Source organism: Vibrio spartinae (assembly GCF_024347135.1).
GTDB lineage: Bacteria > Pseudomonadota > Gammaproteobacteria > Enterobacterales > Vibrionaceae > Vibrio > Vibrio spartinae.
This window is the reverse complement of the sequence record NZ_AP024907.1, coordinates 725,921-751,106: the sequence shown is the minus strand read 5'-3', so window position 1 is coordinate 751,106 and position 25,186 is coordinate 725,921. Positions and strand designations below refer to the sequence as shown.

General features: G+C 46.6%; 21 protein-coding genes. 9 read left to right on the top strand and 12 right to left on the bottom strand.

All coding sequences use genetic code 11. From position 1 onward, the window contains the following. Position 1 precedes the first annotated feature (1 nt). The gene (locus tag OCU60_RS03395; protein WP_074372876.1) at positions 2 to 1,384 is read left to right on the top strand and encodes a class II fumarate hydratase; all 1,383 of its coding nucleotides are present in this window, start codon (positions 2 to 4) and stop codon (positions 1,382 to 1,384) included. Between the two features lie 96 nt (positions 1,385 to 1,480). On the opposite strand, the gene trpR is transcribed toward OCU60_RS03395, so the two are convergent. Together trpR and OCU60_RS03385 are read right to left on the bottom strand one after the other, a co-directional pair. Beyond that, positions 1,481 to 1,780 (bottom strand): trp operon repressor, encoded by a 300-nt coding sequence (gene trpR, locus OCU60_RS03390; RefSeq protein WP_074372905.1) that lies wholly within the window; start codon positions 1,778 to 1,780, stop codon positions 1,481 to 1,483. A 59-nt stretch (positions 1,781 to 1,839) separates the two neighbouring features. Next, positions 1,840 to 3,840, bottom strand: coding sequence for a transglycosylase SLT domain-containing protein (locus tag OCU60_RS03385; RefSeq protein WP_159439458.1), 2,001 nt, complete (start codon positions 3,838 to 3,840; stop codon positions 1,840 to 1,842). A 195-nt stretch (positions 3,841 to 4,035) separates the two neighbouring features. Between OCU60_RS03385 and ettA the strand changes: the two genes are divergently transcribed. Beyond that, complete coding sequence (ettA, locus tag OCU60_RS03380; RefSeq protein WP_074372875.1) at positions 4,036 to 5,703, top strand: energy-dependent translational throttle protein EttA; 1,668 nt, start codon at positions 4,036 to 4,038, stop codon at positions 5,701 to 5,703. A 115-nt stretch (positions 5,704 to 5,818) separates the two neighbouring features. After that, positions 5,819 to 6,211, top strand: coding sequence for a PilZ domain-containing protein (locus OCU60_RS03375; protein WP_074372874.1), 393 nt, complete (start codon positions 5,819 to 5,821; stop codon positions 6,209 to 6,211). 86 nt (positions 6,212 to 6,297) lie between these two features. Here OCU60_RS03375 and tyrA read toward each other — a convergent pair whose 3' ends face one another. Next, positions 6,298 to 7,425 carry a bifunctional chorismate mutase/prephenate dehydrogenase gene (gene tyrA / locus OCU60_RS03370; RefSeq protein WP_074372873.1) on the bottom strand — a complete coding sequence of 376 codons (1,128 nt, stop codon included), beginning with the start codon at positions 7,423 to 7,425 and terminating at the stop codon, positions 6,298 to 6,300. Positions 7,426 to 7,436: 11 nt separating this feature from the next. Further along, the gene (locus OCU60_RS03365) at positions 7,437 to 8,504 is read right to left on the bottom strand and encodes a 3-deoxy-7-phosphoheptulonate synthase (RefSeq protein ID WP_074372872.1); all 1,068 of its coding nucleotides are present in this window, start codon (positions 8,502 to 8,504) and stop codon (positions 7,437 to 7,439) included. Between the two features lie 246 nt (positions 8,505 to 8,750). On the opposite strand from OCU60_RS03365, the gene OCU60_RS03360 reads away from it, so the two are divergent. Continuing rightward, the gene (locus OCU60_RS03360) at positions 8,751 to 10,421 is read left to right on the top strand and encodes a sensor histidine kinase (RefSeq protein ID WP_074372903.1); all 1,671 of its coding nucleotides are present in this window, start codon (positions 8,751 to 8,753) and stop codon (positions 10,419 to 10,421) included. 23 nt (positions 10,422 to 10,444) lie between these two features. Then, on the top strand, positions 10,445 to 11,155 hold the full coding sequence (btsR, locus tag OCU60_RS03355) for a two-component system response regulator BtsR (protein ID WP_074372871.1): 711 nt from the start codon (positions 10,445 to 10,447) through the stop codon (positions 11,153 to 11,155). A gap of 13 nt (positions 11,156 to 11,168) precedes the next feature. On the opposite strand, the gene nagZ is transcribed toward btsR, so the two are convergent. Further along, a complete protein-coding gene (gene nagZ / locus OCU60_RS03350; protein WP_074372870.1) occupies positions 11,169 to 12,155 on the bottom strand; it encodes a beta-N-acetylhexosaminidase in 987 nt (328 codons plus the stop codon). 216 nt (positions 12,156 to 12,371) lie between these two features. Here nagZ and OCU60_RS03345 point away from each other — a divergent pair, with 216 nt between their 5' ends. Continuing rightward, positions 12,372 to 13,490 carry an anhydro-N-acetylmuramic acid kinase gene (locus tag OCU60_RS03345; RefSeq protein WP_074372902.1) on the top strand — a complete coding sequence of 373 codons (1,119 nt, stop codon included), beginning with the start codon at positions 12,372 to 12,374 and terminating at the stop codon, positions 13,488 to 13,490. A 20-nt stretch (positions 13,491 to 13,510) separates the two neighbouring features. Next, positions 13,511 to 14,431 (top strand): N-acetylmuramic acid 6-phosphate etherase, encoded by a 921-nt coding sequence (murQ, locus tag OCU60_RS03340; RefSeq protein WP_074372869.1) that lies wholly within the window; start codon positions 13,511 to 13,513, stop codon positions 14,429 to 14,431. Positions 14,432 to 14,512: 81 nt separating this feature from the next. On the opposite strand, the gene OCU60_RS03335 is transcribed toward murQ, so the two are convergent. Next, positions 14,513 to 14,869: a DUF2799 domain-containing protein gene (locus tag OCU60_RS03335; RefSeq protein WP_370738674.1), complete on the bottom strand. Its 357-nt coding sequence runs from the start codon at positions 14,867 to 14,869 to the stop codon at positions 14,513 to 14,515. 296 nt (positions 14,870 to 15,165) lie between these two features. Between OCU60_RS03335 and OCU60_RS03330 the strand changes: the two genes are divergently transcribed. After that, positions 15,166 to 16,653, top strand: a complete 1,488-nt coding sequence (locus OCU60_RS03330) for a carbon starvation CstA family protein (protein ID WP_074372868.1) — start codon at positions 15,166 to 15,168, stop codon at positions 16,651 to 16,653. Positions 16,654 to 16,738: 85 nt separating this feature from the next. On the opposite strand, the gene ispH is transcribed toward OCU60_RS03330, so the two are convergent. From ispH to murJ, 6 genes are all read right to left on the bottom strand, one after another. Continuing rightward, on the bottom strand, positions 16,739 to 17,701 hold the full coding sequence (gene ispH, locus OCU60_RS03325) for a 4-hydroxy-3-methylbut-2-enyl diphosphate reductase (RefSeq protein WP_074372867.1): 963 nt from the start codon (positions 17,699 to 17,701) through the stop codon (positions 16,739 to 16,741). A 29-nt stretch (positions 17,702 to 17,730) separates the two neighbouring features. Continuing rightward, the gene (gene fkpB, locus OCU60_RS03320; protein WP_074372900.1) at positions 17,731 to 18,189 is read right to left on the bottom strand and encodes an FKBP-type peptidyl-prolyl cis-trans isomerase; all 459 of its coding nucleotides are present in this window, start codon (positions 18,187 to 18,189) and stop codon (positions 17,731 to 17,733) included. A gap of 90 nt (positions 18,190 to 18,279) precedes the next feature. Next, positions 18,280 to 18,780: a signal peptidase II gene (gene lspA / locus OCU60_RS03315; RefSeq protein ID WP_074372866.1), complete on the bottom strand. Its 501-nt coding sequence runs from the start codon at positions 18,778 to 18,780 to the stop codon at positions 18,280 to 18,282. 23 nt (positions 18,781 to 18,803) lie between these two features. Beyond that, positions 18,804 to 21,665 carry an isoleucine--tRNA ligase gene (gene ileS, locus OCU60_RS03310; RefSeq protein ID WP_074372865.1) on the bottom strand — a complete coding sequence of 954 codons (2,862 nt, stop codon included), beginning with the start codon at positions 21,663 to 21,665 and terminating at the stop codon, positions 18,804 to 18,806. A gap of 61 nt (positions 21,666 to 21,726) precedes the next feature. After that, positions 21,727 to 22,662, bottom strand: a complete 936-nt coding sequence (gene ribF / locus OCU60_RS03305) for a bifunctional riboflavin kinase/FAD synthetase (protein ID WP_074372864.1) — start codon at positions 22,660 to 22,662, stop codon at positions 21,727 to 21,729. A 182-nt stretch (positions 22,663 to 22,844) separates the two neighbouring features. After that, positions 22,845 to 24,359, bottom strand: a complete 1,515-nt coding sequence (murJ, locus tag OCU60_RS03300) for a murein biosynthesis integral membrane protein MurJ (RefSeq protein ID WP_370738676.1) — start codon at positions 24,357 to 24,359, stop codon at positions 22,845 to 22,847. A 491-nt stretch (positions 24,360 to 24,850) separates the two neighbouring features. On the opposite strand from murJ, the gene rpsT reads away from it, so the two are divergent. After that, positions 24,851 to 25,111: a 30S ribosomal protein S20 gene (rpsT, locus tag OCU60_RS03295; protein ID WP_074372862.1), complete on the top strand. Its 261-nt coding sequence runs from the start codon at positions 24,851 to 24,853 to the stop codon at positions 25,109 to 25,111. Positions 25,112 to 25,186 lie beyond the last annotated feature (75 nt).

Genomic DNA, 25,186 nt, shown 5'->3' with positions numbered 1-25,186 from the left:
CATGAAACAAACATTCAGAACTGAAACCGACAGCATGGGAGAAGTGCTGGTTCCTGCGGATGCCCTTTATCAGGCACAAACACAACGCGCTGTAAATAATTTTGCCATCAGTAAACGGCCAATGCCACGTGGATTTATTCAGGCTTTAGCTTATATCAAACAAGCAGCAGCACAGACAAATGTCCAATTAGACTTGCTAGAAGATGAAGTTGCCAATGCAATTCATCTCGCATCTCAACAAATCATTGATGGACAGCACCTCGAACAGTTTCCGATTGATATTTTTCAGACCGGCTCCGGAACCAGTTCAAATATGAACGCCAATGAGGTGATTGCGACACTTGCTTCCCAAATTCTCGGCACTCAGATTCATCCGAATGATCATATCAACATGGGGCAAAGCAGCAACGATGTTGTTCCGACAGCCATCCAAATCAGCAGTGCCCTTTCGCTCGAACAACAGCTACTCCCGGCGTTAAATCACTTGGTTGAAACCCTCAACAATAAAAGTACCGAAGTTGGTCATCACGTCAAAACGGGACGCACGCACTTAATGGATGCGATGCCGATTACATTTGCCCAAGAACTCAGTGGCTGGGCGCATCAGATTCAACACGCAATTCAGGGGATTGAGCACAGTCTGACATCAGTAAAAGCTTTAGGACAAGGCGGTACAGCGGTAGGAACGGGAATCAATGCTGACCCTCGCTTTGCGGCCGCTTTTGTCGAACATTTATCTCAAAAAACCGGGATTCAGTTCGCCAGCAGTGAGAATTTCTTTTTCAACCTCAGTAGTCAGGATGCCATTGTTGCTCTATCTGGACAGTTAAAAACAACCGCCGTAGCACTGATGAAAATTTCCAATGATCTGCGCTGGATGAATTCAGGCCCACTCGCAGGTTTAGGCGAAATAGAGCTACAAGCGTTACAACCCGGCTCTTCGATCATGCCCGGCAAGGTCAATCCCGTCATCCCGGAAGCCACAGCAATGGCAGCAGCTCAGGTCATCGGTAATGATGCCACCATTACCATTGCAGGACAGGCCGGCAACTTTCAGCTCAACGTGATGTTACCTGTCATTGTTCATAATATTCTGGAAAGTATCGAACTGCTGACCAACAGCGCCACCGCGTTAGCCGATAAAGCCATCGCTACGTTTACGGTTCGTCAGGATAATTTGGATGTTGCTTTAGCCAAGAATCCGATTTTAGTCACCGCGCTCAACCCGGTCATCGGATATGCCAAAGCGGCTAAAATCGCCAAACAAGCTTACCAACAACAACGGGCAATCATTGATGTCGCAGCTGAGGAAACCGATCTCAGCAGAGCAGAATTGGAAAAACTGCTCGACCCACAAAAGCTGACTCAGGGCGGGATCGGCTAACACATCGGGTGTAAGAAGTAAGACGCGAAAATAAGCCGATTGAGACGTGACCGAATGCCGGCTGCCAACATCAATCGGTTTGATTCAAAACGCGGGCTAGTGCTCTCCAAGCAGCAGCGCCATCAGGGCTGCTTTATTCTCTTCAGTACATGATTTCAGTTCGTTCGAACCTCTGGTAATCGTTGCAACCCCGACCCCCAGCATCTGACTGATCTGGCGCTGAGACAAATCACCTTTGAGTAACTCATAAAATATATTGATTCTGGAAACCAATGTTTCCCGCTCATCTGAACTCATCATCATCGTCAATACCATTGCCAGACGATCCTGTTCCGATGCTTCTCTCAGCAGCTCCAATAAAGCCTGCCAGTCAGTAAATTTTGGTTGCTGTAACATGACTGTACTCGTTGGTTGATACACTTCATCCATTGTAGTAGTTTTAACGCCCAATGGAATCAATATTTTGTTTCCACTTCGATATGCTGTAAAAAATCGCCTTTTACGCCCATCAAATAGCGGTAATAGTTTTCGAACATCAGGACATTTTGCACATATCCTCTGGTTTCGTAGAAAGGAATCGATTCGATGAAGCGATACACATCCAACTCACCATCCGATGCTTTCAACCATTGATCAACCCGGTATGGCCCGGCATTGTATGCAGCAAACGCCAGAACCCGATTGCCGTCATATCGCGTCAACAATTCATGAAGGTACTGACTTCCCAGCTCAATGTTTTTTTCCACATTAAACAGCTCACTAGCCCTGTGATACTGCAATCGATATTTTTTGGCAACATGGCGAGCCGTAGATGGCATAATTTGCATCAGCCCCTTCGCTCCCACCGGAGAATGCGCTGCAATGTCCATGGCACTTTCCTGCCTTGCCAAAGACATCAGAGAGATCGGATCAACATTGTTTTTATTACCAAAAAACTCAAACCATTTGAGATAAGCTCTGGGAAAACGCAGATCCAAGTTTGCCCACAGCTTGGCCTGAATCGAAGCAACCACCGCCAAATGATACCAATGGGCAGTGGCAGCATAACGCGCCAACATCGCACGCTCTTCCACTGAGACACGCCGAAGTAACCACCGCCACTCACTTTTAGAAGCCACTATCTTTTCCCGCTCAATCAATTCCTCAATCCGAATCAACGCCTTTTGATAGGGTTCAATCAAATCAGAGTTGTAGTTCAGCGTACTGGTTCGATAGACAAATGGCTGTTGCAGAATTTTAGACGCTGCAACCCCATAAAAACTTCGCAATTCAGTGAGCGCAGCTAATTTATTGATCCCTTCGGCTTCATTACCCGATTCGATCTCACTGCGACCAAGCCAGAATTGCCACTTGGGCAACTGTTGTTGCGATTCAGGCAAATAGCCAATCCAACGATGAATATGATGCCAGTCTCCGCGCCTGATTGCCTGACGAATACGCTGTTCAATTAACGGAACATCACCACTTGTTGCAATCACTTGATCCCGCCACTCCGTCATGCCTGATGCGGATTGTTCATCCAGCAATTGTCTGGCGACATAAAGTGCAAGATGATTCTGTTCTTCAGCGGTCAGCAACGTCAACTGATGCTGCGCGAGCAGTGAATACACCACCATCGGCTTCGCTGCGGCCCATTTTTTCAACCCAAGCAAAACAGTTTTAGAATCATCGGCACTCAATGCATCTTCGCTCATGAGTGTCAGAACCCGCTTCGGATGACGATAAACATCAAGCAATCGCTGCGCTTGTACATGTACCTGATCTGTCTTCAACTGTCGATTCAGATACTTCATCAGAGAAAAATTTCGCTGTTCAAAAGCGAGAAACATCCGGTCAATCACTTGTTGATCTGTAAAAAACCGGGTTTTTCGCCACTGAGAAAACAGAAAATCACAAGCATCATCAACACTGTCACCACTCAACCACAGCGACTCAGCCCCCTGATATGCTTGATTTTTACTGCCGGTATGCCACATCGCGGTATAGTAATAGCAACGATATTTTTCTTGTTTGGGAATGGATTTTTGATAGGTCAGTAATACCGACCACTTCTTTTGCTGAGCTAACGCATCCAGATAAGGCGCACTAATTCGCCCGGCAAATGGAAAATGACGATGACTATCAATGAAATTTTTAATGACCAATGGCGGCTTATCACCGATGTTGACTAAAATGGAGCGATAATCGAGATAAGGTGTTAAAGGATAATCAAGCAGTTGGTCACGGATACGATGGTATTTTTTGACCTCTTTTTGATCCAGCCAGAGCTGAGCCCGCTCGTAAAGCTGACGCTGTTGTGCGAGTGTCAAATCACTTTGAGCAAAACTACGTGGTGCGAAGCAACTACCGATAAAACCACCCAGTACCATCGGCAGAATGACGCGACGCCAAGACCCGTTCATCAATGATATAATCGGCCCGACTCCCCTAAAACGACTTTTTAACATTCTAGCCATGATATCCTTCATTTATTACATGAGAGAGGCTAAATTAACAAAAAATCTCAAACAACATCAATTTGCATATTTTTTCACAAATCATCTGACCCGCCCAAAGTCTGTATGAAAAAAATGGCTGCGAGTAACAAATATCATCTGATTAGTATAAAATGACCGTTTTGGTCTACGAGTAACAGTTAGGAACGATCAGTCATGGCTGAATACGTGTATACAATGTCTCGGGTGAGCAAAATCGTGCCCCCGAAAAGACAAATCCTGAAAGATATCTCTCTAAGCTTTTTCCCTGGCGCCAAAATTGGTGTTCTGGGTCTCAATGGTGCAGGGAAATCAACGCTACTGCGCATCATGGCTGGCATTGATACAGACATTGATGGCGAAGCACGTCCCCAACCCGGATTAAATGTCGGCTATCTGCCACAAGAACCTGTACTGGACGAAAGTAAAACCGTCCGTGAAATTGTTGAAGAAGCAGTTTCTGATGTCAAAAATGCCCTTGAACGAATCGATGCGGTTTATGCAGCTTATGCGGAACCGGACGCCGATTTTGATGCGCTGGCCAAAGAGCAAGGGGATTTGGAAGCCTTAATTCAGGCAAAAGATGGCCATAATCTGGATAATATACTGGAACGTGCCGCAGATGCACTGCGTCTGCCTGAATGGGATGCAAAAATCAGTCACCTTTCTGGTGGTGAGCGGCGTCGAGTGGCGATTTGCCGGCTGCTACTGGAAAAACCAGACATGCTGCTATTAGACGAACCAACCAACCACTTGGATGCAGAATCCGTTGCTTGGCTGGAGCATTTCCTGGTCGATTACAGCGGTACCGTGGTTGCCATTACCCACGACCGTTACTTCTTAGATAATGCTGCGGGCTGGATTCTGGAACTTGACCGTGGTGAAGGGATTCCATGGCAAGGGAATTATACCTCTTGGCTGGAACAGAAAGACGCACGTCTGAAGCAAGAATCATCTCAGGAAAAAGCCCGCCAGAAAACCATCGAGAAAGAACTTGAATGGGTTCGTCAGAATCCGAAAGGCCGTCAGGCAAAATCGAAAGCCCGGATGGCTCGTTTTGAAGAGTTGCAGAACAGCGATCATCAAAAACGCAATGAAACCAATGAACTGTTTATCCCACCGGGTGAACGTTTAGGCGAAAAAGTCATTGAAGTAACAAATCTCACCAAGTCATTCGATGGCAGAGTGTTAATTGATGATCTGTCATTCACGATGCCGAAAGGTGCGATTGTGGGCATTATTGGTCCAAATGGTGCAGGGAAATCGACACTGTTCAAGATGCTCAGTGGCACTGAACAACCCGACTCAGGGACGATCGACATCGGTGATACCGTGAAGCTTGCTTCGGTTGATCAGTTCCGTGACAGTATGAACGATAAGAATACGGTCTTTCAGGAGATTTCTGAAGGTGCCGATATTATTCGGATCAATAACTTTGAGGTTCCAGCCCGAGCTTACTGTTCTCGCTTTAATTTTAAAGGTGTGGATCAGCAAAAAGTCATCGGGGAGCTCTCCGGAGGAGAACGTAACCGCGTTCATCTGGCAAAACTACTCAAAGCCGGCGGCAACGTCTTACTGCTTGATGAACCAACCAACGATCTCGATGTAGAAACACTCCGGGCCCTGGAAGAAGCGTTGTTAGAGTTTCCGGGATGCGCCATGGTTATTTCGCATGACCGTTGGTTCCTTGACAGAATTGCGACACATATTCTTGATTACCGTGATGAAGGGCAAGTCAACTTCTACGAAGGTAACTATACTGAATACTCAGAATGGCTGAAACAGACACTGGGTGCTCAGGCGGCAGAACCGCATCGCATCAAATACAAGCGTATTGCGAAATAGTATTTTCTGTTGAGATAAACAAGGCCGCCATTGCGGCCTTGTTTATCAGGAAAAGACGGATGACGGTGCATTTTCCGTAACTTAGTTCCCTTCCCCCACATACAGAGGCAGAGATATGGCAGAAAAACGTCGATTTTCACGGATTATCTACCGAGCTCCGGCTTTACTGACTCAAGGGTCAGTTCACATTGCAACAACCGTTCAGGATCTATCACTGCACGGGATACTACTTTCTATCCTTGGTGAATCGAGACTCGATCCACAACAATCGGTTTACATTGAATTCCCACTGCCTGAAAGTGATATCTCGATTCAAATGACAGCCAATATCGTCAGTTTGGAAAACAATACATTGCACGCGAGTATTGCTTATATCGATGTCGAAAGTATTTCTCACCTGAAAAGGCTGATTGAGCTGAATGTCGGTAATGACGAACTCTTACATCGAGAACTCGAACACCTGACTGATTTAGGTGATGATGAAAGTGATACGTCTGGTACAGACTAAATCGAGGGCAATATAGCGGACAATGTAAAAAGAGCGGCTTACCCGCTCTTTTTTAAGTTCTTTCAGTGAAAAATACGACTGCAACTTTACCCGCGATGAATCGCATCATTGGCATGTTTGAGCAAATTCTGACTCTCTGACATAAATTTCTGCGAGTAGTCACCAAACCATTGACTGGTTTTAGAAAAGCTCTCGATAAATCGTCCTTTCTCTTTTTCATCAATGATGGTCATTGCTTCCGTAAAGCACTGATAAAAACGACGAATCATGGCAATGTTTTCTTCTGAAGAGAAGATGATATCACCATAAAGGTTCGGGTCCTGACCAAATAAACGTCCAACCATCACTAACTCCAGACGGTAAATCGGAGAACTGAGCTGAAGGAGTTTTTCTAAGTCTGGGTTTTCTTTCGATAAATGCAAGCCATACACATAAGAGGTAAAGTGTCTCAGCGCCTGAATCAATGTCATCCCATGATCATGATCTTCAGCCCGGATCTGGCATAAGCTGGCTCCCCAAATCGAGATCTGCTGGAGCAGCCATTGATAACGGTCTGCACCACGACCATCACAATAGACCACAACCTGCTTCGCAAGGCTTGGCACATCAGGTCCAAACATCGGGTGTAATCCGACAACCGGGCCAGAATGCACGTCCAGCATTGCTTGTAATGGCTGAGATTTTATCGATGTCAGATCGCACAAAATACAATCTTCAGGCAGGTGTTTGAGCTGCGATATGACGTCCAGCGTCAAATGAATCGGCACCGTCACAACCACCATTCCCGCATCATGCAGGAGTTCATCGGCACGCTCCCAATCCTGACTGCCGAGGATATTTACCGTATAACCGGACAAACGGAACATCCGCGCGAATAAGCGCCCTAACTGCCCATGCCCACCGACAATCACAATCGGACGCAACTCGGGATTCAAACACTTAAAGCCCGCATCTTTCTCACTCGCATACGACTCACGCATCGTCCGGCGCAGAATATCTTCAATCAGTTGAGCAGGAACCCCCTGTTTCTCCGCTTCTTCACGACGTGCCGCCAGCATCGCTGCTTCACGTTCCGGGGCATAAATCGGTAAACCGTGCTGACTTTTCACTTCACCGACTTTTTCAACCAACGCCAGACGACGGGCAAGTAGCTGAATCATCTGCTGATCGACTTCATCGATCTGATCTCGTAACGCGTTGAGCTCAACTGACATGAACAACCTCTTTAATCTTGCAAACGTTTCTCTAAGAATGGAACCAGATCTTGATGTGCGCGACGCAGCAAAGTATCCGTCGCTTCCCAACTAATACATGCATCCGTAATCGAGACACCGTACTGCATTTCCTCACGGGGTAAATCAGAGGATTGGTTTCCTTCATGAATATGACTTTCGATCATCAACCCGATAATCGAGCGATTTCCCTCACGGATCTGATGAATCGCATCTTCAGCAACCAATGGCTGACGTCTGAAGTCTTTACGAGAATTCGCATGGCTACAGTCTACCATCAATGCCGGGTCAAGTTTCGCATTGTGCATTTCTGCTTCACACTCAGCAACAGAAACTGAATCATAATTGGTTTGCTTACCGCCACGCAGAATCACATGTCCGTTTGAGTTCCCTTGCGTTGTGAGCAACGCAACCTGACCCTCAGCGTTAATCCCCATGAAACGGTGACTCGATGAAGCCGCCTGCATGGCATTGATTGCCGTAGATAAACTACCATCTGTGCCATTTTTAAATCCGATTGGCATCGACAGGCCACTGGCCATTTCCCGGTGAGTCTGAGACTCCGTGGTTCTTGCCCCGATAGCGGCCCAGCTAAATGTATCAGAGAGATATTGAGGGCTGATCGGATCAAGCGCTTCCGTCGCAAGCGGAATGTCCATTTCTGCCAGTTCGACCAGCAATTGTCGGCCAACATGTAAACCGTGTTCAATATCAAAGGTACCATCCATATGCGGGTCATTGATCAACCCTTTCCAACCCACGGTTGTCCGTGGCTTTTCAAAATAAACTCGCATAACTAAATACAGCTGATCACTGACAGCTTCAGCTAACGCTTTAAAACGTTTGGCATACTCTTTGGCCGCGTCCAGATCGTGAATCGAACAAGGGCCGCATACGACCAGTAAACGGTGATCCCGTTTATGAATAATGTCAGCAATCGTCTGACGAGACTGATGAATGAATTGCTGTGCATTCTCACTCAGAGGCAGCTTCGCTTTCAGTGCTTCCGGTGTAATCAAAACCTGTTGGTCAGTTATATTAATATCATTGAGTTCATTCATCGTTGCCACCTGTACAAAAAAATTTACATATCATTCTCTATTAGCGAGAATTAAATCACACATAAGGCTTAAATTACCAGTAAAAACAGCACTTGTGAATGTAAAATAATAACAACATTAAATGTAAAATATAATTTACAAAATCCTGTCGGTCTCATTCCATCACAATTCATTGATTGGTGAGTATTTTATTGCTGTGCCTTCCCCTAGAATAAGCAAACAGTTTATAAGATGTTCTGTATGACTATGGATGTGATTATTTCCCTGCTGCAACAAATGTGCGTCTACCTTGTTCTTGCTTATATGCTCAGTAAAACGCCGCTATTCCTGCCAATCCTGAACATTTCTTCCCGTTTAGAGCACAGACTGTCCATTTATGTGCTTTTCTCACTGTTTTGTATTTTGGGAACCTACTTTGGCTTACAGATCGATGATGCTATCGCAAATACCCGGGCTATCGGTGCCGTCATGGGTGGATTATTCGGCGGGCCGATTGTCGGTTTTGCCGTTGGTCTGACCGGCGGACTTCATCGCTACGCACTCGGGGGGTTTACCGATCTGGCCTGTGCGATTTCAACCACCACCGAAGGCCTCATCGGTGGATTGCTGCATACTTATCTGATGAGAAGATACCTACGGGAACGTTTGTTTCATCCGGGCGTGGTCTTCGGGGTGACACTGTTCGCAGAAGTGATTCAGATGTTGATTATCTTATCGGTTGCCAAACCCTATGACCAAGCATTCTCACTGGTCAGTACCATTGCCGCCCCGATGATTATTGCCAACTCTGTCGGAGCAGCGCTGTTTATGAGTATTCTCAAGGATAAAAAATCGATTTATGAAGAATACTCTGCAACCTTTTCCCGCAAAGCATTACGTATCGCAGAACGTTCCGTCGGACTACTGTCTGAGGAATTCACCGCCAAAACCGCAGGACCGGTTGCCCGTATCGTCTATGAGGAAACCAATGTCGGAGCCGTATCAATTACCGATCGAGAAAAAATCCTCGCCTTCATTGGTATCGGAGATGATCATCATCATCCTAATACCCCGATCTCATCGCCCAAAACACTGGAATCGATTGAAAAAAATGAAATTATCTATCTCGACGGATACGAGCGCCCCTATCAATGCTCTCTGTCACCAGACTGTAAATTAGGCTCCGCGCTGATCATTCCGCTCCGCGTCGATGATCGCGTCATCGGGACCATCAAACTTTATGAACAGAAGCGCAAATTATTCTCATCGATTAATATGTCAATGGCTGGCGGCATCGCACAGCTATTGTCGAGCCAAATCCTTTACGGTGAATATCAACAGAAGAAAACATTATTGGCTCAGTCAGAGATCAAACTCCTTCACGCGCAAGTGAACCCTCATTTTCTCTTTAATGCTTTGAATACGATCAGTGCGATCATTCGCACAGATCCCGGTCAAGCTCGCGAACTGATTCAACATCTGGCTCATTTTTTTCGCAGCAACTTAAAGCAGAATATAGAAACGATAACCCTTGCAGAAGAGCTGGCCCATGTAAACGCCTACTTGATGATTGAGCAAGCCCGCTTTTGTGATCGTCTGAATATTGAGATTCAGTTCGATCCCGCACTGATGGAACGACGCTTGCCCACATTTACCCTCCAGCCTTTAGTGGAAAATGCTATCAAGCATGGCACCTCCAATTTACTAGGACAGGGTAAAATTCGTATTTATAACCAACCAACGACGCATGGACACCTGATCGTCGTTGAAGATAATGCCGGTCTGTACCGTGCTTCGCCGAGTCAAACACATGGGCTGGGTATGCAAATCGTCGAAAAACGCCTGATCAATTACTTTGGTCATTCATCGCAACTGCAAACCGACATCCAACCGGATGTCTCGACCAAGATGCAATTTTTACTCCCAAACCTCACCTAAAATGCCTTTGAGAGAATATCTGAATGCAAGTACTGATTATTGATGATGAAAGACATGCCAGAGAAGAACTGCTCCAACTGCTTGAAGAAGATGAGACGTTGAAAATCGTCGGTCAGGCTGCGAATGCCATTGACGGCTTGAAACAAATTAACCAGCTCAAACCGGATGTCGTTTTTCTTGATATCCAAATGCCGCAACTCTCTGGTATCGAGCTATTGGCAATGCTCGATCAAGAAACGATGCCGAGAGTCGTATTTGTCACCGCCTATGATCAATACGCAATCCAAGCCTTCGAAGACAACGCATTTGATTATCTGCTCAAACCCATTGATGAACAACGCCTACACAAAACCCTGCAACGGTTAAAGCGAGACATACAACGACAGGATTTTTCTTCCATTATCCCCAAGTCACTGGAACAGATCCCCTGTATCGGGCTCAACCGGATTGTCATTATCCCAATACAGGCAGTTGAATTTGTCAGTAGTGATCTGGCAGGGGTTCATGTCCAGACCAGCGATAAAAAAGCCACCAGTCAGCTCACGCTGAAGCATTTGGAAGAAAAGACCCCTTTGCTGCGCTGCCATCGTCAGTATTTGATTCATCCGAAAAATATTCAGGAGATCAAGCTACTCGAGCATGGTCTGGCAGAAGTGCTGACCGTTTCGGGATATACCGTCCCAGTCAGTCGGCACTACCTGAAAAACTTAAAAGAAACGCTCGGTATCAGTTAAGCGCAACAAATATTTACCGCTCCGTCAGTGGCTCAAGTGCTGCCACGGCTTGTTTCCATTGCGGCGTCGCTTTCAGTTCTGCCGGACGAAACACGCGCTGCTTTTGCAGACATTCAGCACCAGACACCGCCATGATCGGTAGATTATCCAAAACCCGGACGGACGCAGCACGATCATTACACAGCAGTAACATATCGCAGCCAGCGGCCAAAGCTTGCTGGGAACGAGCAACCGCATCGCCCATGACAGAGGCGCCTTCCATCGCCAGATCATCAGAAAAAATGATGCCATGAAAACCAAGTTTGTGACGCAAAATCTGCTTGAGCCAAAATGCTGAACCACTTGCAGGTTGCTGATCGTAATGAGAATAAATCACATGAGCCGGCATCATCGCATCTAATAAATTCGCCTGAATATGCTGCCGAAACACCTGCATATCGGTATCAAAAATATCCTCGCGATGATCATATGGGGTTTCTTTATGTGAATCTTCCACGACACCACCATGCCCCGGAAAATGTTTGCCTGTCGTCGCCATACCTGCGGACTTCATCCCCTGAATATATGCCTGACTGATCGATATGACCGTCTCACGTTCTTCGCCAAAAGCACGGTTACCAATCGCCCGACAGGAAAATCCCGTATCGAGAACCGGGGCAAAACTTAAATCAATATCATGCGCAATCAGTTCGCTGGCCATCAACCATCCCCCAAGTCGCGCGAGCCGTTCACTCTCTGGAGAACGGGCATAGCTTGCGGCAGCCGGTAATCGAGTGAACCCATCCTGAAAACGTTGCACACGACCGCCTTCCTGATCGACACCAATCAGGATCGGCTGTCTCGCATACTGACGAATGGACTGAGTTAAAGCCTGTAATTGCCTTGAATCAAAATAGTTTCTGGCGAACAAAATCACACCACCGACAGTCGGATGTGCCAACATCTCTTTCTCTTCGGCACTCAACTCACATCCTTCCATATCTAGCCACAGCGGCCCCATACCTATCTCCCGAACCCGAATGATTGATTTGAGCCGATTATATACACAACAGCGTCCGGATGCAGTTCTATTCGCAAGACAGGGACGTTGCTGCCCGGGTGATTGATGCTCTGAGGAACCGCTAAAAAAGAGCCGTCAGCAAAGATTTGCATGCACTGTGGTGCTGTGACAAAAATCAATTACAATGCAATGATATTCCACCAGCGGGAAGCAATTATGACTCAGCAAGAATTGTATATTGGCGTGATGTCCGGCACGAGTCTGGACGGTGTCGATGTTGCTCTGATTGAGGTCGGAGGTTCCAACATTCGGCGACTTTCATCTGCGATGTATCCCATGCCGGAATCAATCAAACAAGACATTCTGGATATCTGTACCGGTCAACCGACGCATCTTCCTGCAATTGGCAGGCTCGATCATCGTCTTGGCCATTTGTTTGCCGATGCAGTCAACGCACTGTTGGCACAAAGCGGATACAAGGCTGAAGATATCCGAGCCATTGGATGTCATGGACAGACGGTCTACCATCATCCGACAGGGGACACGCCTTTTACAATGCAGCTTGGTGATGCCCATATTGTTGCAACGAAAACAGGCATTGATACCGTCGCGGACTTTCGTCGTAAAGACATGGCGCTGGGCGGTCAGGGAGCACCGCTCGTCCCTGCTTTTCATCGAGAGGTCTTTTTGCAGGATGATTCAACCTTGGTCGTGCTTAACATTGGTGGCATTGCCAACATTTCAGTGATCAGACCGGATAAGCCACTGTTAGGATATGATACAGGCCCCGGTAATATCCTGATGGATGCTTGGTGCCAATACCACACGCGGGAAAAATTTGATCGAGATGCACAGATGGCTCGCAGCGGAGAAATTGATCGACCGCTGCTGGAACTGATGAAGCGAGATAGCTATTTTTCTGCCCCCGCCCCCAAAAGTACCGGCAGAGAATACTTCAATCTAGGTTGGGTTCAGTCGAAAGTCAGATTGCTGAACCATCACATCCCCCCCGAAAATGTGCAAAGAACCCTGTGCCGGTTGACCGCTGAGACCATTGCCGATCAAAGCTGTTTATATACCAGCGGTATTCAGCCTCGGCTGTTTGTCTGTGGTGGTGGTGCCAACAATCCATTATTAATGCAGGAGTTACAGACCCTGTTGCAAGGCTGGCAGGTCAGTAACACATCAGCACAAGGCGTTGATAACGATGATATGGAAGCTATGGCTTTTGCTTGGCTGGCACACCAACGCATCCATGCACGCCCGAGCAACGTTCCTGAAGTCACTGGCGCGACCAAAGCAGTGTCACTGGGCGTTATCTACACCACTCAATAGAATCAGAAGAGTAACAACTTATGACGAATGATGCTTTATTGTCCGCACTGTCTCAACTGGTTTCTGAAGGGCGGAACCCAGAAACCATGGATATCGATTTACTATCCACTGAAGCCATTCTTGAACGACTGAATCAACAGGATAAGACCGTCCCTTTTGCGGTAGAAAAAGTCATTCCTCAAATCGCGACGGCAGTCGATGCCATTACCACGGCATTTAAAAATAAAGGGCGGTTGATTTATATCGGTGCCGGTACCAGTGGTCGTCTGGGTGTACTGGATGCCTCAGAATGTCCACCGACTTTCGGAGTGTCTGATCAAATGGTGATCGGTTTGATCGCCGGGGGAAAAGAAGCAATGTTTAAAGCACAAGAAGGCAGTGAGGACTCCCCGAGTGCGGCAAGTCATGATCTCCACAACATTGCACTGAGTCAGCACGATGTTGTGGTTGGGATTGCAGCCAGTGGTCGAACCCCCTATGTGATTGGTGGGTTGGAATATGCCAATCAAATCGGTGCCACGACCGTTGCAGTCTCTTGTAATCCAGACTCAAACATTGCGGCCATTGCACAGATAGCCATCTCACCGCTGGTTGGTCCGGAAGCATTAACCGGTTCTACGCGACTGAAGTCCGGTACGGCACAAAAACTGATCCTGAATATGCTGACAACCGCGAGTATGATCCGCTTAGGTAAAAGCTACCAAAACCTGATGGTTGATGTACAGGCAACCAATAAAAAGCTGAAAGCCCGGGCCGTGAGAATCGTGATGCAAGCGACTGACTGTGAAAAAAACCAGGCGGAACAGTTACTGGCACAGAGCCAAAACAACGCGAAAATTGCGATTCTGATGCAGCTGACCGATATGAGTTATCAGGAAGCGTTGGATAGACTCTCACAATCTGAAGGGGTCTTACGCAAGGCAATCCAACCATCCTCTTAAAGACCCGGCACTAGATTCATTGAAGGCCTATAAGCCCATTTCAATACCCGGTCACTGAGATACGGACACACAAACCATCGCTCAGTGACTGGTATATTGATCCCAACCGCGTTGCCACTCCATACGGAACTGATTTCCCGTTGGCGTTCCGGCACAAACCCCATCATAGTATTGACCGGACAACCCGATTTGATAGGCAAAATCTGGATTACAATATTGGGTCATACCATCATCGTATCCTTCATCATAATCGGCCATTTGGACACCGCCCAACTGATGAAGAGCTCGATAGGATCGCTGTTGATGCCCCGCAATCCCATCACGATAACCAATTTGATACCAATCTCCTTGTGTAGCCAGTGATTGCTCCGACGCAGCACACCCTAACAGCAGCAAAGAAATCACGATTCCACCGAGCCAATTACGAAAATTTATCACGACATCAACACCTTGTTTTAAACTTATATTACTTCAACCATATACGCATTCGACGTAAAACACCAAACAGCAATGCCCAGTTTCCTATTTCCCTGTATAGCGATAGCGCATTAATATTTACACGGGTTATATTTATGAGTCATCCAAACCACCCCTCAAATCAAAACCACTTCCTGCGGATAGAAGACCACTTAATTCTTCATAGGACCACTCAACTGACTTTGTCATGCATAACGCTTCTGGTCAGACTAGTCTATTGATAGAACATCTCTGTCCACCAACAGAAGGAAAATAATATGTCGTGGTTCTTCGTCTCCTTGATCGCTTTAATCGGTGGTTACTTTATTTACGGTACACTTGTCGAAAAAATATTTGGCATTAATGAGAAACGCCAGACACCAGCCTACAGTATGAGGGATGGGGTTGATTATGTCCCGATATCAACCCCGAAAGTCTACCTTGTTCAGTTACTGAACATTGCCGGTGTCGGCCCGATATTCGGCCCGATTATGGGTGCGCTATACGGCCCGGCGGCATTATTGTGGATTGTCATTGGCTGTATTTTTGCCGGCGCGGTACATGATTATTTCTCGGGTATGCTCTCCGTCAGAAACGGGGGAGCCTCGGTCCCGAATATCAGCGGCAAATACCTTGGCAATGGCGCAAAACATTTCATGAATGCCTTTGCGATTATTCTCTTACTGCTTGTTGGGGTTGTGTTTGTTTCTGCGCCTGCCGGTATGATTACCAACTTGGTCAATGAGCAATTCTCACTCCATATCGGTACTGGTCTGATGGTCATCATCATTTTTGCTTACTACATTTTGGCAACAATCGTTCCAGTCGATAAAATCATCGGACGTCTATATCCGTTATTCGGTGCCCTGCTTATTTTTATGTCTGTTGGGTTAATCACTGCCATCCTTGTCTCCGACAAGCACACCGTCATGGGTGGTTTCGCCATCAGTGATCTGTTCAGCAACCTGAATCCACGCGACATGCCACTATGGCCGGCTCTCTTTATTACCATTGCCTGCGGTGCAATTTCAGGGTTTCATGCCACGCAGTCACCGCTGATGGCACGTTGCATGGAAAATGAAAAAAATGGTCGTTTTGTATTCTATGGTGCCATGATTGGTGAAGGTGTCATTGCTTTAATCTGGTGTACGATTGCTTTGACCTACTTCGGCTCGCTGGACGGACTTTCTGAAGCGATTGATCAAGGTGGTCCGGGGAGTGTGGTTTACAGCTCTTCGTTCGGATTACTGGGTGTGTTCGGCGGTGTGCTGGCTTTCCTTGGTGTTGTCATTCTGCCCATTACTTCCGGTGATACCGCTTTCCGTTCCAGCCGCCTGATCTTAGCGGAGTATTTTAATGTCGAGCAGAAAACCCTGCGCAACCGGTTATTGATGGCAATGCCACTCTTTGTCATCGGTGGTATTCTGACTCAAGTAGATTTCGCGATCATCTGGCGTTACTTTGGTTTTGCCAACCAAACGACCGCAGTTGTCATGCTGTGGACTGCTTCTGCTTACCTCTTACGTCACCAGAAATTCCACTGGATCACAACCGTACCAGCACTGTTCATGACAACCGTCTGTGTCAGCTTTATTCTCAACAGTAGTACGCTGGGATTAGGTTTACCCATGCAGATTTCAACAATCCTCGGCTTCCTTGCTTCTATCGCTATGCTAGCCTACGTACTCAAAGTGGCAAAAAGTCATGATGATACGACACTTGCAAATCCGAAAAACGCATCGGACAAGCAGACGAAAACCGCGTAACTTCATGTTGTTTTCTGGCAATGCTTGATATGAAAAGGGCTCCCTGAGGGAGCCCTGATTCGATCATCGCTAAAAAGAATACGGGTCAATCGACCATTTTCATTTGCAATTCTTTCGGGACTTCAAAAAACATATTTTCTTCCCGTCCCAACACTTCTTCGACGGAGACAGCGCCCAATTCTTTGATTCGCTCAAGAATCTGATTGACCAGCGCTTCCGGTGCCGAGGCCCCTGCTGTCACGCCGACAAGGTGGGCATCGGATAACCACTCCGGATGAATATCTTCCGGTCTGTCCGTGAGAAATGCAGCAGTTCCCAGTTTTTCAGCTAACTCTTTCAGCCGCGTTGAATTCGACGAATTCTTAGAGCCGACGACGATCATCACATCCACTTGCTGAGCCAGAATCCGAACCGCATCCTGCCGATTCTGCGTGGCATAACAAATATCATCTTTACGCGGCCCCTGAATATCAGGAAAGACGCGGCGCAATTCATCAATCACATCGGCTGTTTCATCAACTGAAAGCGTGGTCTGACTGACATAGTGAAGCTCATCCGGATGTTTGACTCTCTCTTTGAGCCCGACAACATCGTCTGGTTTTTCAACCAAATACATACCGCCCGTCTGACTGGCATACTGCCCCATTGTTCCTTCGACTTCAGGGTGTCCGGCATGTCCAATTAAAACGACTTCCATATGCTTTCTACTCGCTCTGGCGACTTCCATGTGAACTTTGGTCACGAGTGGACAGGTCGCATCAAAAATAGTCAATGCTCTGGATTTTGCTTCGTTTCGGACCGCCTGAGAGACACCATGCGCAGAAAATATCACAATGTGGTTGTCAGGAACTTCATGCAACTCTTCAACGAAAATAGCGCCGCGTCGCTTCAAATCTTCAACAACAAACCGGTTATGGACGACTTCATGACGAACATAAATCGGGGGCTGATACATCTCCAAAGCGCGCTCGACAATACTGATGGCCCGGTCAACCCCAGCACAAAAGCCGCGAGGGTTTGCTAGTAGTATTTTCATATCATTGCTCATGGTTTTTACTCAACTCACGACGTACGCCGTTATTCACCCGATTCAACAGCTAAAATTTCAACATCAAACGTGACATCTTGACCTGCCAGCGGGTGATTAAAATCAACTGTCACTGATTCACCTTCAATGGCAGTCACGATACCGGGAATCTCCATGCCATCGGGGCCGCTAAACCCCATGATCACACCAACGTCAAGTTCTGTATCTCCAGCAAACTTCGTTCGATCCATATGGTGAATATTATCAGGGTTTGGTAGACCGAATGCATCGGTTGCTTTTAGTTCGATCGTGCGTTGATCGCCCGCCTGCAACCCGAACAGACATTGCTCAAAGTTGTCGCTTAAGCTGCCATCTCCGATGACTAATTTCGCGGGTTTCCCCATCTGATGCGTACTGTCAGCAATCGAGCCATCTTTCAGTTTAATTGTAAAATGAAAAGTGACAGCACTCCCTTTCTGTATCAATTGAGCTTCGTTTGTATTTGTCATGTAATTTACTTTCCCCTGCTTTGATGCAAAAAGCGCTATCCGGTTTAACAGACAGCGCTTCGGGTGATTCATTCAATGAATCTGGATAAACTATTTGGGTTCATCTTTACGACGGAAGCCATCAAGAATCAGCATGACCGCGCCAATGCAGATCGCACTGTCAGCCAGATTGAAAGCTGGCCAATGGTGTCCTCCCCAATAGAAATCGAGGTAATCAACCACAAATCCATGCACAACGCGATCAAAGACATTGCCCACAGCACCGCCAATAATCATCGCATAAGCACTGCTTGTCCATCGCTCTGATGCGGGTTGCTTGCGCATCCAGTACATCAGTAACAGAACGACGATCAACGCAATACCGGTAAATAGCCAACGCTGCCACCCAGTCTGATCACTCAGAAAACTGAATGCAGCGCCATAATTATGGACATACAACAGATTAAAAAACGGCAGCACCTCAATACGGTGTTGCCATCCATAATCCATATGATTCATGACGACCAGTTTGATGATAATATCAAGCGCGAAAACCAGAACCGCCAGCCATAACCAGCGGATCCCTGAACGCTTAAGTGTCAGTTCTGTCATATTGATTCCGTCAGTCAACTGATTTATGCAAATTTACGGACTTCGCCAGCACCTTCGATGTTCGATACACAGCGACCACAAATATGTTCATGTCCGGCAATCGTACCGACATCATCCGTATGGTGCCAGCAACGTTCACATTTCTCTGCTTCAGTCGCTGAAACCATGACAAACAAACCATCAATCTCGGTACTCTGAGCTTGTTCCGTTTTCTGCGAAACTGGTTGAACAACGGCTTTCGAGGTCAACAGCACAAAACGGAGTTCATCTTCAAGTCGATTCAGTTTACCTGCCAGTTCACCATCAACGTACAGCGTCACTTCAGCTTGTAATGAACCACCGATGATCTTCTCACCACGCGCAGCTTCCAGTAGCTTATTCACCACACCACGCACATCTTGAATATGACTCCAGAATGCGTGATCTAAAGGCTCGCCATCTTGTAAATCGAAAAGGCCTTCATACCATTCTTCAGCAAAGACAAACGGATTACGGGTTGCACCGTTTGCTTGTAATTCTGGCATTTCACGCCAGATTTCATCCGCAGTGAACGACATAATCGGTGCCATCCAGCGCACCAAAGCTTCAACAATGTAAAACAGTGCTGTCTGACAACTTCTTTGTGCATGTCCGCCACACTTTGCAGTGTATTGACGGTCTTTAATCACATCGAGATAGAAAGACCCCATTTCAATCGAGCAGAAATGCATTAAACGCTGAACAACTGCATGCGTGTTATAAGCATCATAAGCCTTGATAATTTCTTGCTGGGTTGCGAGTGCACGAGCGACAGCCCAACGATCCAGTGCAACCATCTCTTCCATCGGCACAATATCGGTTGCCGGATTAAAGCCGTTCAAGTTCGCCAGGAAAAAGCGGGATGTATTACGAATCCGACGATATGCATCCGCAGAACGCTTCAAAATCTCATCAGAAACGGCAACTTCACCGGTGTAGTCTGTAGATGCGACCCACAACCGTAAAATATCTGCACCCAATTTATTGACGACATCCTTCGGGGCGATGGTATTACCGATCGATTTAGACATCTTACGACCTTGTCCATCCACCGTGAAACCATGCGTCAACACTTCTCGGTATGGTGCTTTATCTTTCATCGCAATCGATGAGATCAGAGAAGACTGGAACCAGCCACGATGTTGATCAGACCCTTCCAGATACATATCAGCCTGTGCACCGTGGAACTCTTCACGGGAATCAACGACTGAATAATGAGTCACGCCAGAATCAAACCAAACATCCAGCGTATCCAATACTTTTTCATATTGCTGCGCATCATCACCCAGTAGTTCAGCGATATCCAGATCCCACCATGCCTGAATACCTTGCTGCTCTACCCGTTGAGCAACCTGCTCGATCAGCGCAGAAGAATTCGGATGTAATTCAGACGTCTCTTTATGCACAAACAACGCAATCGGTGTACCCCAGGTTCTTTGACGGGAAATACACCATTCCGGACGGCCTTCAACCATACTTTGAATACGGCCTTCACCCCAGTCTGGCATCCATTTGATACCTTTGATCGCTTCCAGCGCTTTGTGACGCAGTCCCGCCTGCTCCATCGACACAAACCACTGTGGTGTCGCGCGGAAAATAATCGGCGTCTTGTGTCGCCAACAATGAGGATAGCTATGTTCATAGGCATGATGGTGTAACAGCGCGCCTTTTTCTTTCAGGACTTCAATCACCGAATCATTTGCTTTAAATACATGCTGACCCGCAAACAATTCAGTATCCGGCAGATAAACACCATTTGAACCCACTGGGTTTGCAACTTCCAATTGATATGCCTGACCAACAACGAAGTCTTCCTGACCGTGGCCGGGAGCAGTATGCACGACTCCAGTCCCTGAATCAGTCGTCACATGGTCGCCTAAAACGGCAGGTACAGTGAAATCATAGAACGGGTGATGAAACCGGGTTAATTCTAAATCAGCGCCGCTTGCAAACCCTAAATTGTGGAAATGTTCAATACCGGCGCGATCCATAACATCGTTGGCCAGTTCGGAAGCAACAATAATCCGCTCAGCCTGACGCTCTGTCGCTTCATCCGCTTCAATCTGAATCAAAACATATTCCAGATCATCGCGTAAACAGACGGCACGGTTTGCCGGTAAGGTCCATGGCGTTGTCGTCCAGATAACGATAGAGAGGTGACCGTCGCCTTCATGCCCCTGACTTAAAGTGAATTTAGACAATAGCGCCGGTACATCAACCGCTTTGAAACGCACATCAATCGATGGCGATTTTTTATCTTTATATTCAACTTCCGCTTCAGCAAGGGCACTACCACAATCGGTACACCAGTGAACCGGCTTAAAGCCTTTGAGCAGATGCCCGTTATCGGCAATTTTGCCTAAAGCACGGATAATGTTCGCTTCAGTGGCAAAATCCATCGTGAGATAGGGTTTATCCCACTCACCAAGAATTCCCAGACGTTTAAAACTCTCTTTTTGTCCTTCAACTTGGCCGGCAGCATATTCACGACATTTTTCACGAAATTCAGCAGCCGTGACTTTCTGTCCCGGTTTGCCGACTTTCTTTTCAACCATCAACTCGATCGGTAATCCGTGACAGTCCCACCCCGGAATATAAGGTGAGTCAAAACCTGAAAGCGTTTTGGATTTGATAATAATGTCTTTAAGAATCTTATTCAGAGCGTGACCAATATGAATATCACCGTTGGCGTAAGGAGGGCCATCATGTAATACGAAAGATTTTTTGCCTTTTTTAGCTTTACGGATAGCACCGTAAAGGTCCTCTTGATACCAACGTTGCAGCATATCCGGCTCGCGTTGCGCCAGGTTGCCACGCATTGGAAACCCTGTTTCAGGTAAATTCAGGGTATCTTTATATTCACTCATCGATTCTTAATTCCGTTATACTGGGCGAAGTTAGACATTATGTCAGCCGAACATGTCTCGGCTAACCCTCATACTGAAGCAACCACACCCTTGCAGCTTCAGCATCCAATTTTATTTGTTGTTTCAATGCTTCAAAGGAATCAAACTTATGCTCCCCTCGAAGTTTATGTAAAAGTGCGACTTCTAACTGTTTACCGTAAATATTGCCATGAAAGTCAAATAAATGAACTTCCAGTTGCTGACGGACACCATTAACCGTTGGCCGGTGGCCGATATTTGCAACACCATTGATCGGTGTTTCTGTCAGGCCGGAAACCTGCACGGCATACACCCCGGAAACAGGAGACACACATCGTTTCAACGGGATATTTGCAGTCGGAAAACCAATGGTTCGCCCCAGCTTTCGCCCATGAGACACTCGGCCACTGATACTGTAATGACGCCCAAGCATCTCTGTGGCAGCGGCAAGCTCATCACGCGCCAATGCTTCTCGAATCGCAGTGCTACTGACTCGCAGACGATCGACACAAAAACTTTGTGTACTGACAACGTCGAAACCGAATTTTTCTCCAGCTTGTTGCAACATCGCAAAATTACCGCGCCGTTGCCGACCAAAACAAAAATCATCGCCAATGACAAGAAACTTAACACCCAAGTGCTTGACCAACAAGTCATGAATAAAGGTTTCTGCATCTAACTGGGCAAATTGATGATCAAAATTAACACAAAGCAGGCGATCAATGTCGAGTCGACTCAACTGCACAAATTTATCACGCAGACGTGTCAGGCGAGCCGGAGCATGATGTTGATTAAATAGCTCCATCGGCTGTGGTTCAAAGGTCATCACCATCGATGGAACACCCAGTGCACGGGCTTGTTCCGACACCAACCGCAGTACCTGCTGATGTCCGAGGTGGACACCATCAAAATTCCCGATCGTCAGCGCACAACCATGGTGCTGAGTACGTATGTTATGAATACCTCGGATTAATTCCATATCGGACGTTTAAAACCTATGATTCAATTCTCTGGTGATGAAACCGACGGATTATATAACCTCAGCTCAGGAGAAGAAAGTCAATCAAGCCAACAAATGCGTTCCACATCCTGCTTTAGTGATGTGCTAGCCGCACTGAAAGACCAACTTTTCCCCAATATAAACACGGGAGACGACTCCGATTAGGTCACTCGGATATCTTTCAACCGAATTCCGCAGATGAAGCTGACTCCCCCATAAATACAGCCCCCGGACACGATTAATCCAGACAACATAAGAGCTCGTTTTAACGTGCCCCACTCAGCCCAAGTTGCCAGATGGTCAGCTCCCAAAGCAAGACATACACTCATAATCAGACTGGCAACAAAAATCCGGACAATAAATAGGATGGTCGAACGCTGCATCCGATATACGGCGGCTAAATGGAGCCCTCGATATAATAAGGCCATATTGATAAATGCCGACAATGCAGTCGCCATTGCCAAACCGACATAACCGAAAAACCAAGCAAATACCGTGTTAAAAAACATATTGGTGATCATCGCAACAATCCCATATTTGACAGGCGTTTTGGTATCTTGACGAGAGTAGTATCCCGGTGCCAATATTTTGATCAGCATGAAACACAGAAGACCGGAAGCGTAAGCCTGTAACGAAAGCGCAGCTTGCTGTACATCAACTAAAGTAAACTCACCGCGCATAAACAAGACCATAATCATCGGTTGGGCTAATACAATCAAACCAAGCGTGGCAGGAATTCCCAACAGACAGACCATCCGTACCCCCCAATCCATTGTATTAGCAAACCCGATGGGTTCGGCATCCACATGCTTTCTTGATAATGCAGGCAAAATCACGGTGGCAATTGCGATACCAAATAATCCGAGCGGAAATTCTAACAAACGATCGGAATAATAAAGCCAGCTAATCGACCCTGTTTGCAAAAAGCTGGCAATAAAGGTATCGAACAATAAGTTGATCTGACTGACGGAAACACCGAATAGAGCCGGGATCATCAACGTTCTGATTTTTCGTACCCCGGGATCATCCCATCCCCATTTCGGCCAGACAAAAACCCCGGCTTTCATCAAAAAAGGTAACTGAAACAGAAATTGAACCAGTCCACCGAGAAATACACCAAAAGCTAACCCAATCTCTGGCTGTGCCAGTCGGGGGGCAATCAAGAGTGCTGAACCGATAATCATCACGTTCAGAAATACAGGCGTAAATGAAGAAACAGCAAATTTACCCAATGTATTTAAAATCGCGCCGGACAGCGCAACAAAGGTAATAAACCATAAATAAGGAAACGTGATTTTGAGAAGTAAACTGGCCAACTCAAATTTTGCGGCCGACGGACCGCCATGTAACCAATCGAGGAACCAACCTGCCCCGAAAACAGCCGTCACAACACTAGAGCCAAGAATTCCCAATAGTGTTACGATCGAAACAAGAACGCCCAACGTCCCCGAGGCCCTGGCAATTAACAACCGTGTTTTGTCCATATCGCCCTGAGCGTGATATTCGGTCAGTACGGGGACAAAAGCCTGTGAAAAAGCGCCTTCAGCAAATAAGCGACGTAAAAAATTGGGGATCTTATTGGCAAAGAAAAACACATCGGCGCTCGCACCGGCCCCCATAAGATTCGCAACCACAATGTCTCGAAATAATCCTAAAACGCGCGAGAGCAGTGTCATGGTACTGACAATCAGACCAGACCTGAGAAGACGTTGACTCACCGTAACCTCTATTTATATGTCAAATCGCATCCGAGAGAATCCCGGTGACTTTACTGATATAGCAGGATGAAAAGCATCGCGCTGGCTTTATCCGGCGTGCTGAGAATACTTTCTGCCTGTGTGCAGCTTTTTAACGTAGAATGCGCTGCTTTTCAAATCATAGTTGTGTCAACAATATGTCTATTCATTCAAACTGAGCGATACAGCATCACGCTCGTTAAAATACGGATAAACACAAAAAAGACGACCGTTGAAAGAGCAGATTAAGTATTAGCATTCAAAAAAGAATGCTGTTAGAATCCCCGCCATCTTAACCGCGAATGTCCAACGATACCAAAAATGTTTTGGTTCGTTGTGTTTTTGCACAAATGAATTGACATTTTTAGGTAAATAAGGGATAGTTCCCGCCCTTAAAATGTCACTGAACTAAAGTTTTTGGGAGTAGACCCTTGGCAAATAGTAAATCTGCTAAGAAGCGCGCTATTCAGGCGGAAAAAAATCGTCAACACAACGCGAGCCGCCGCTCAATGATGCGCACTTATATGAAAAAAACTGTCGCTGCTATTAACGCTGGCGACAAAGAAGCTGCAACTGCTGCACTAGCTGAAGCAACACCACTTCTTGACCGTATGGCAACAAAAGGCCTGATTCACAAGAATAAAGCAGCTCGTCATAAAGCTCGTTTTGTTGCTGCAATCAAAGCGCTGTAATGCATTAATTGCTTCATACAAATAAAAAACCGACATTTTGTCGGTTTTTTTATTTCTCTGATGCCAGTCAACGCT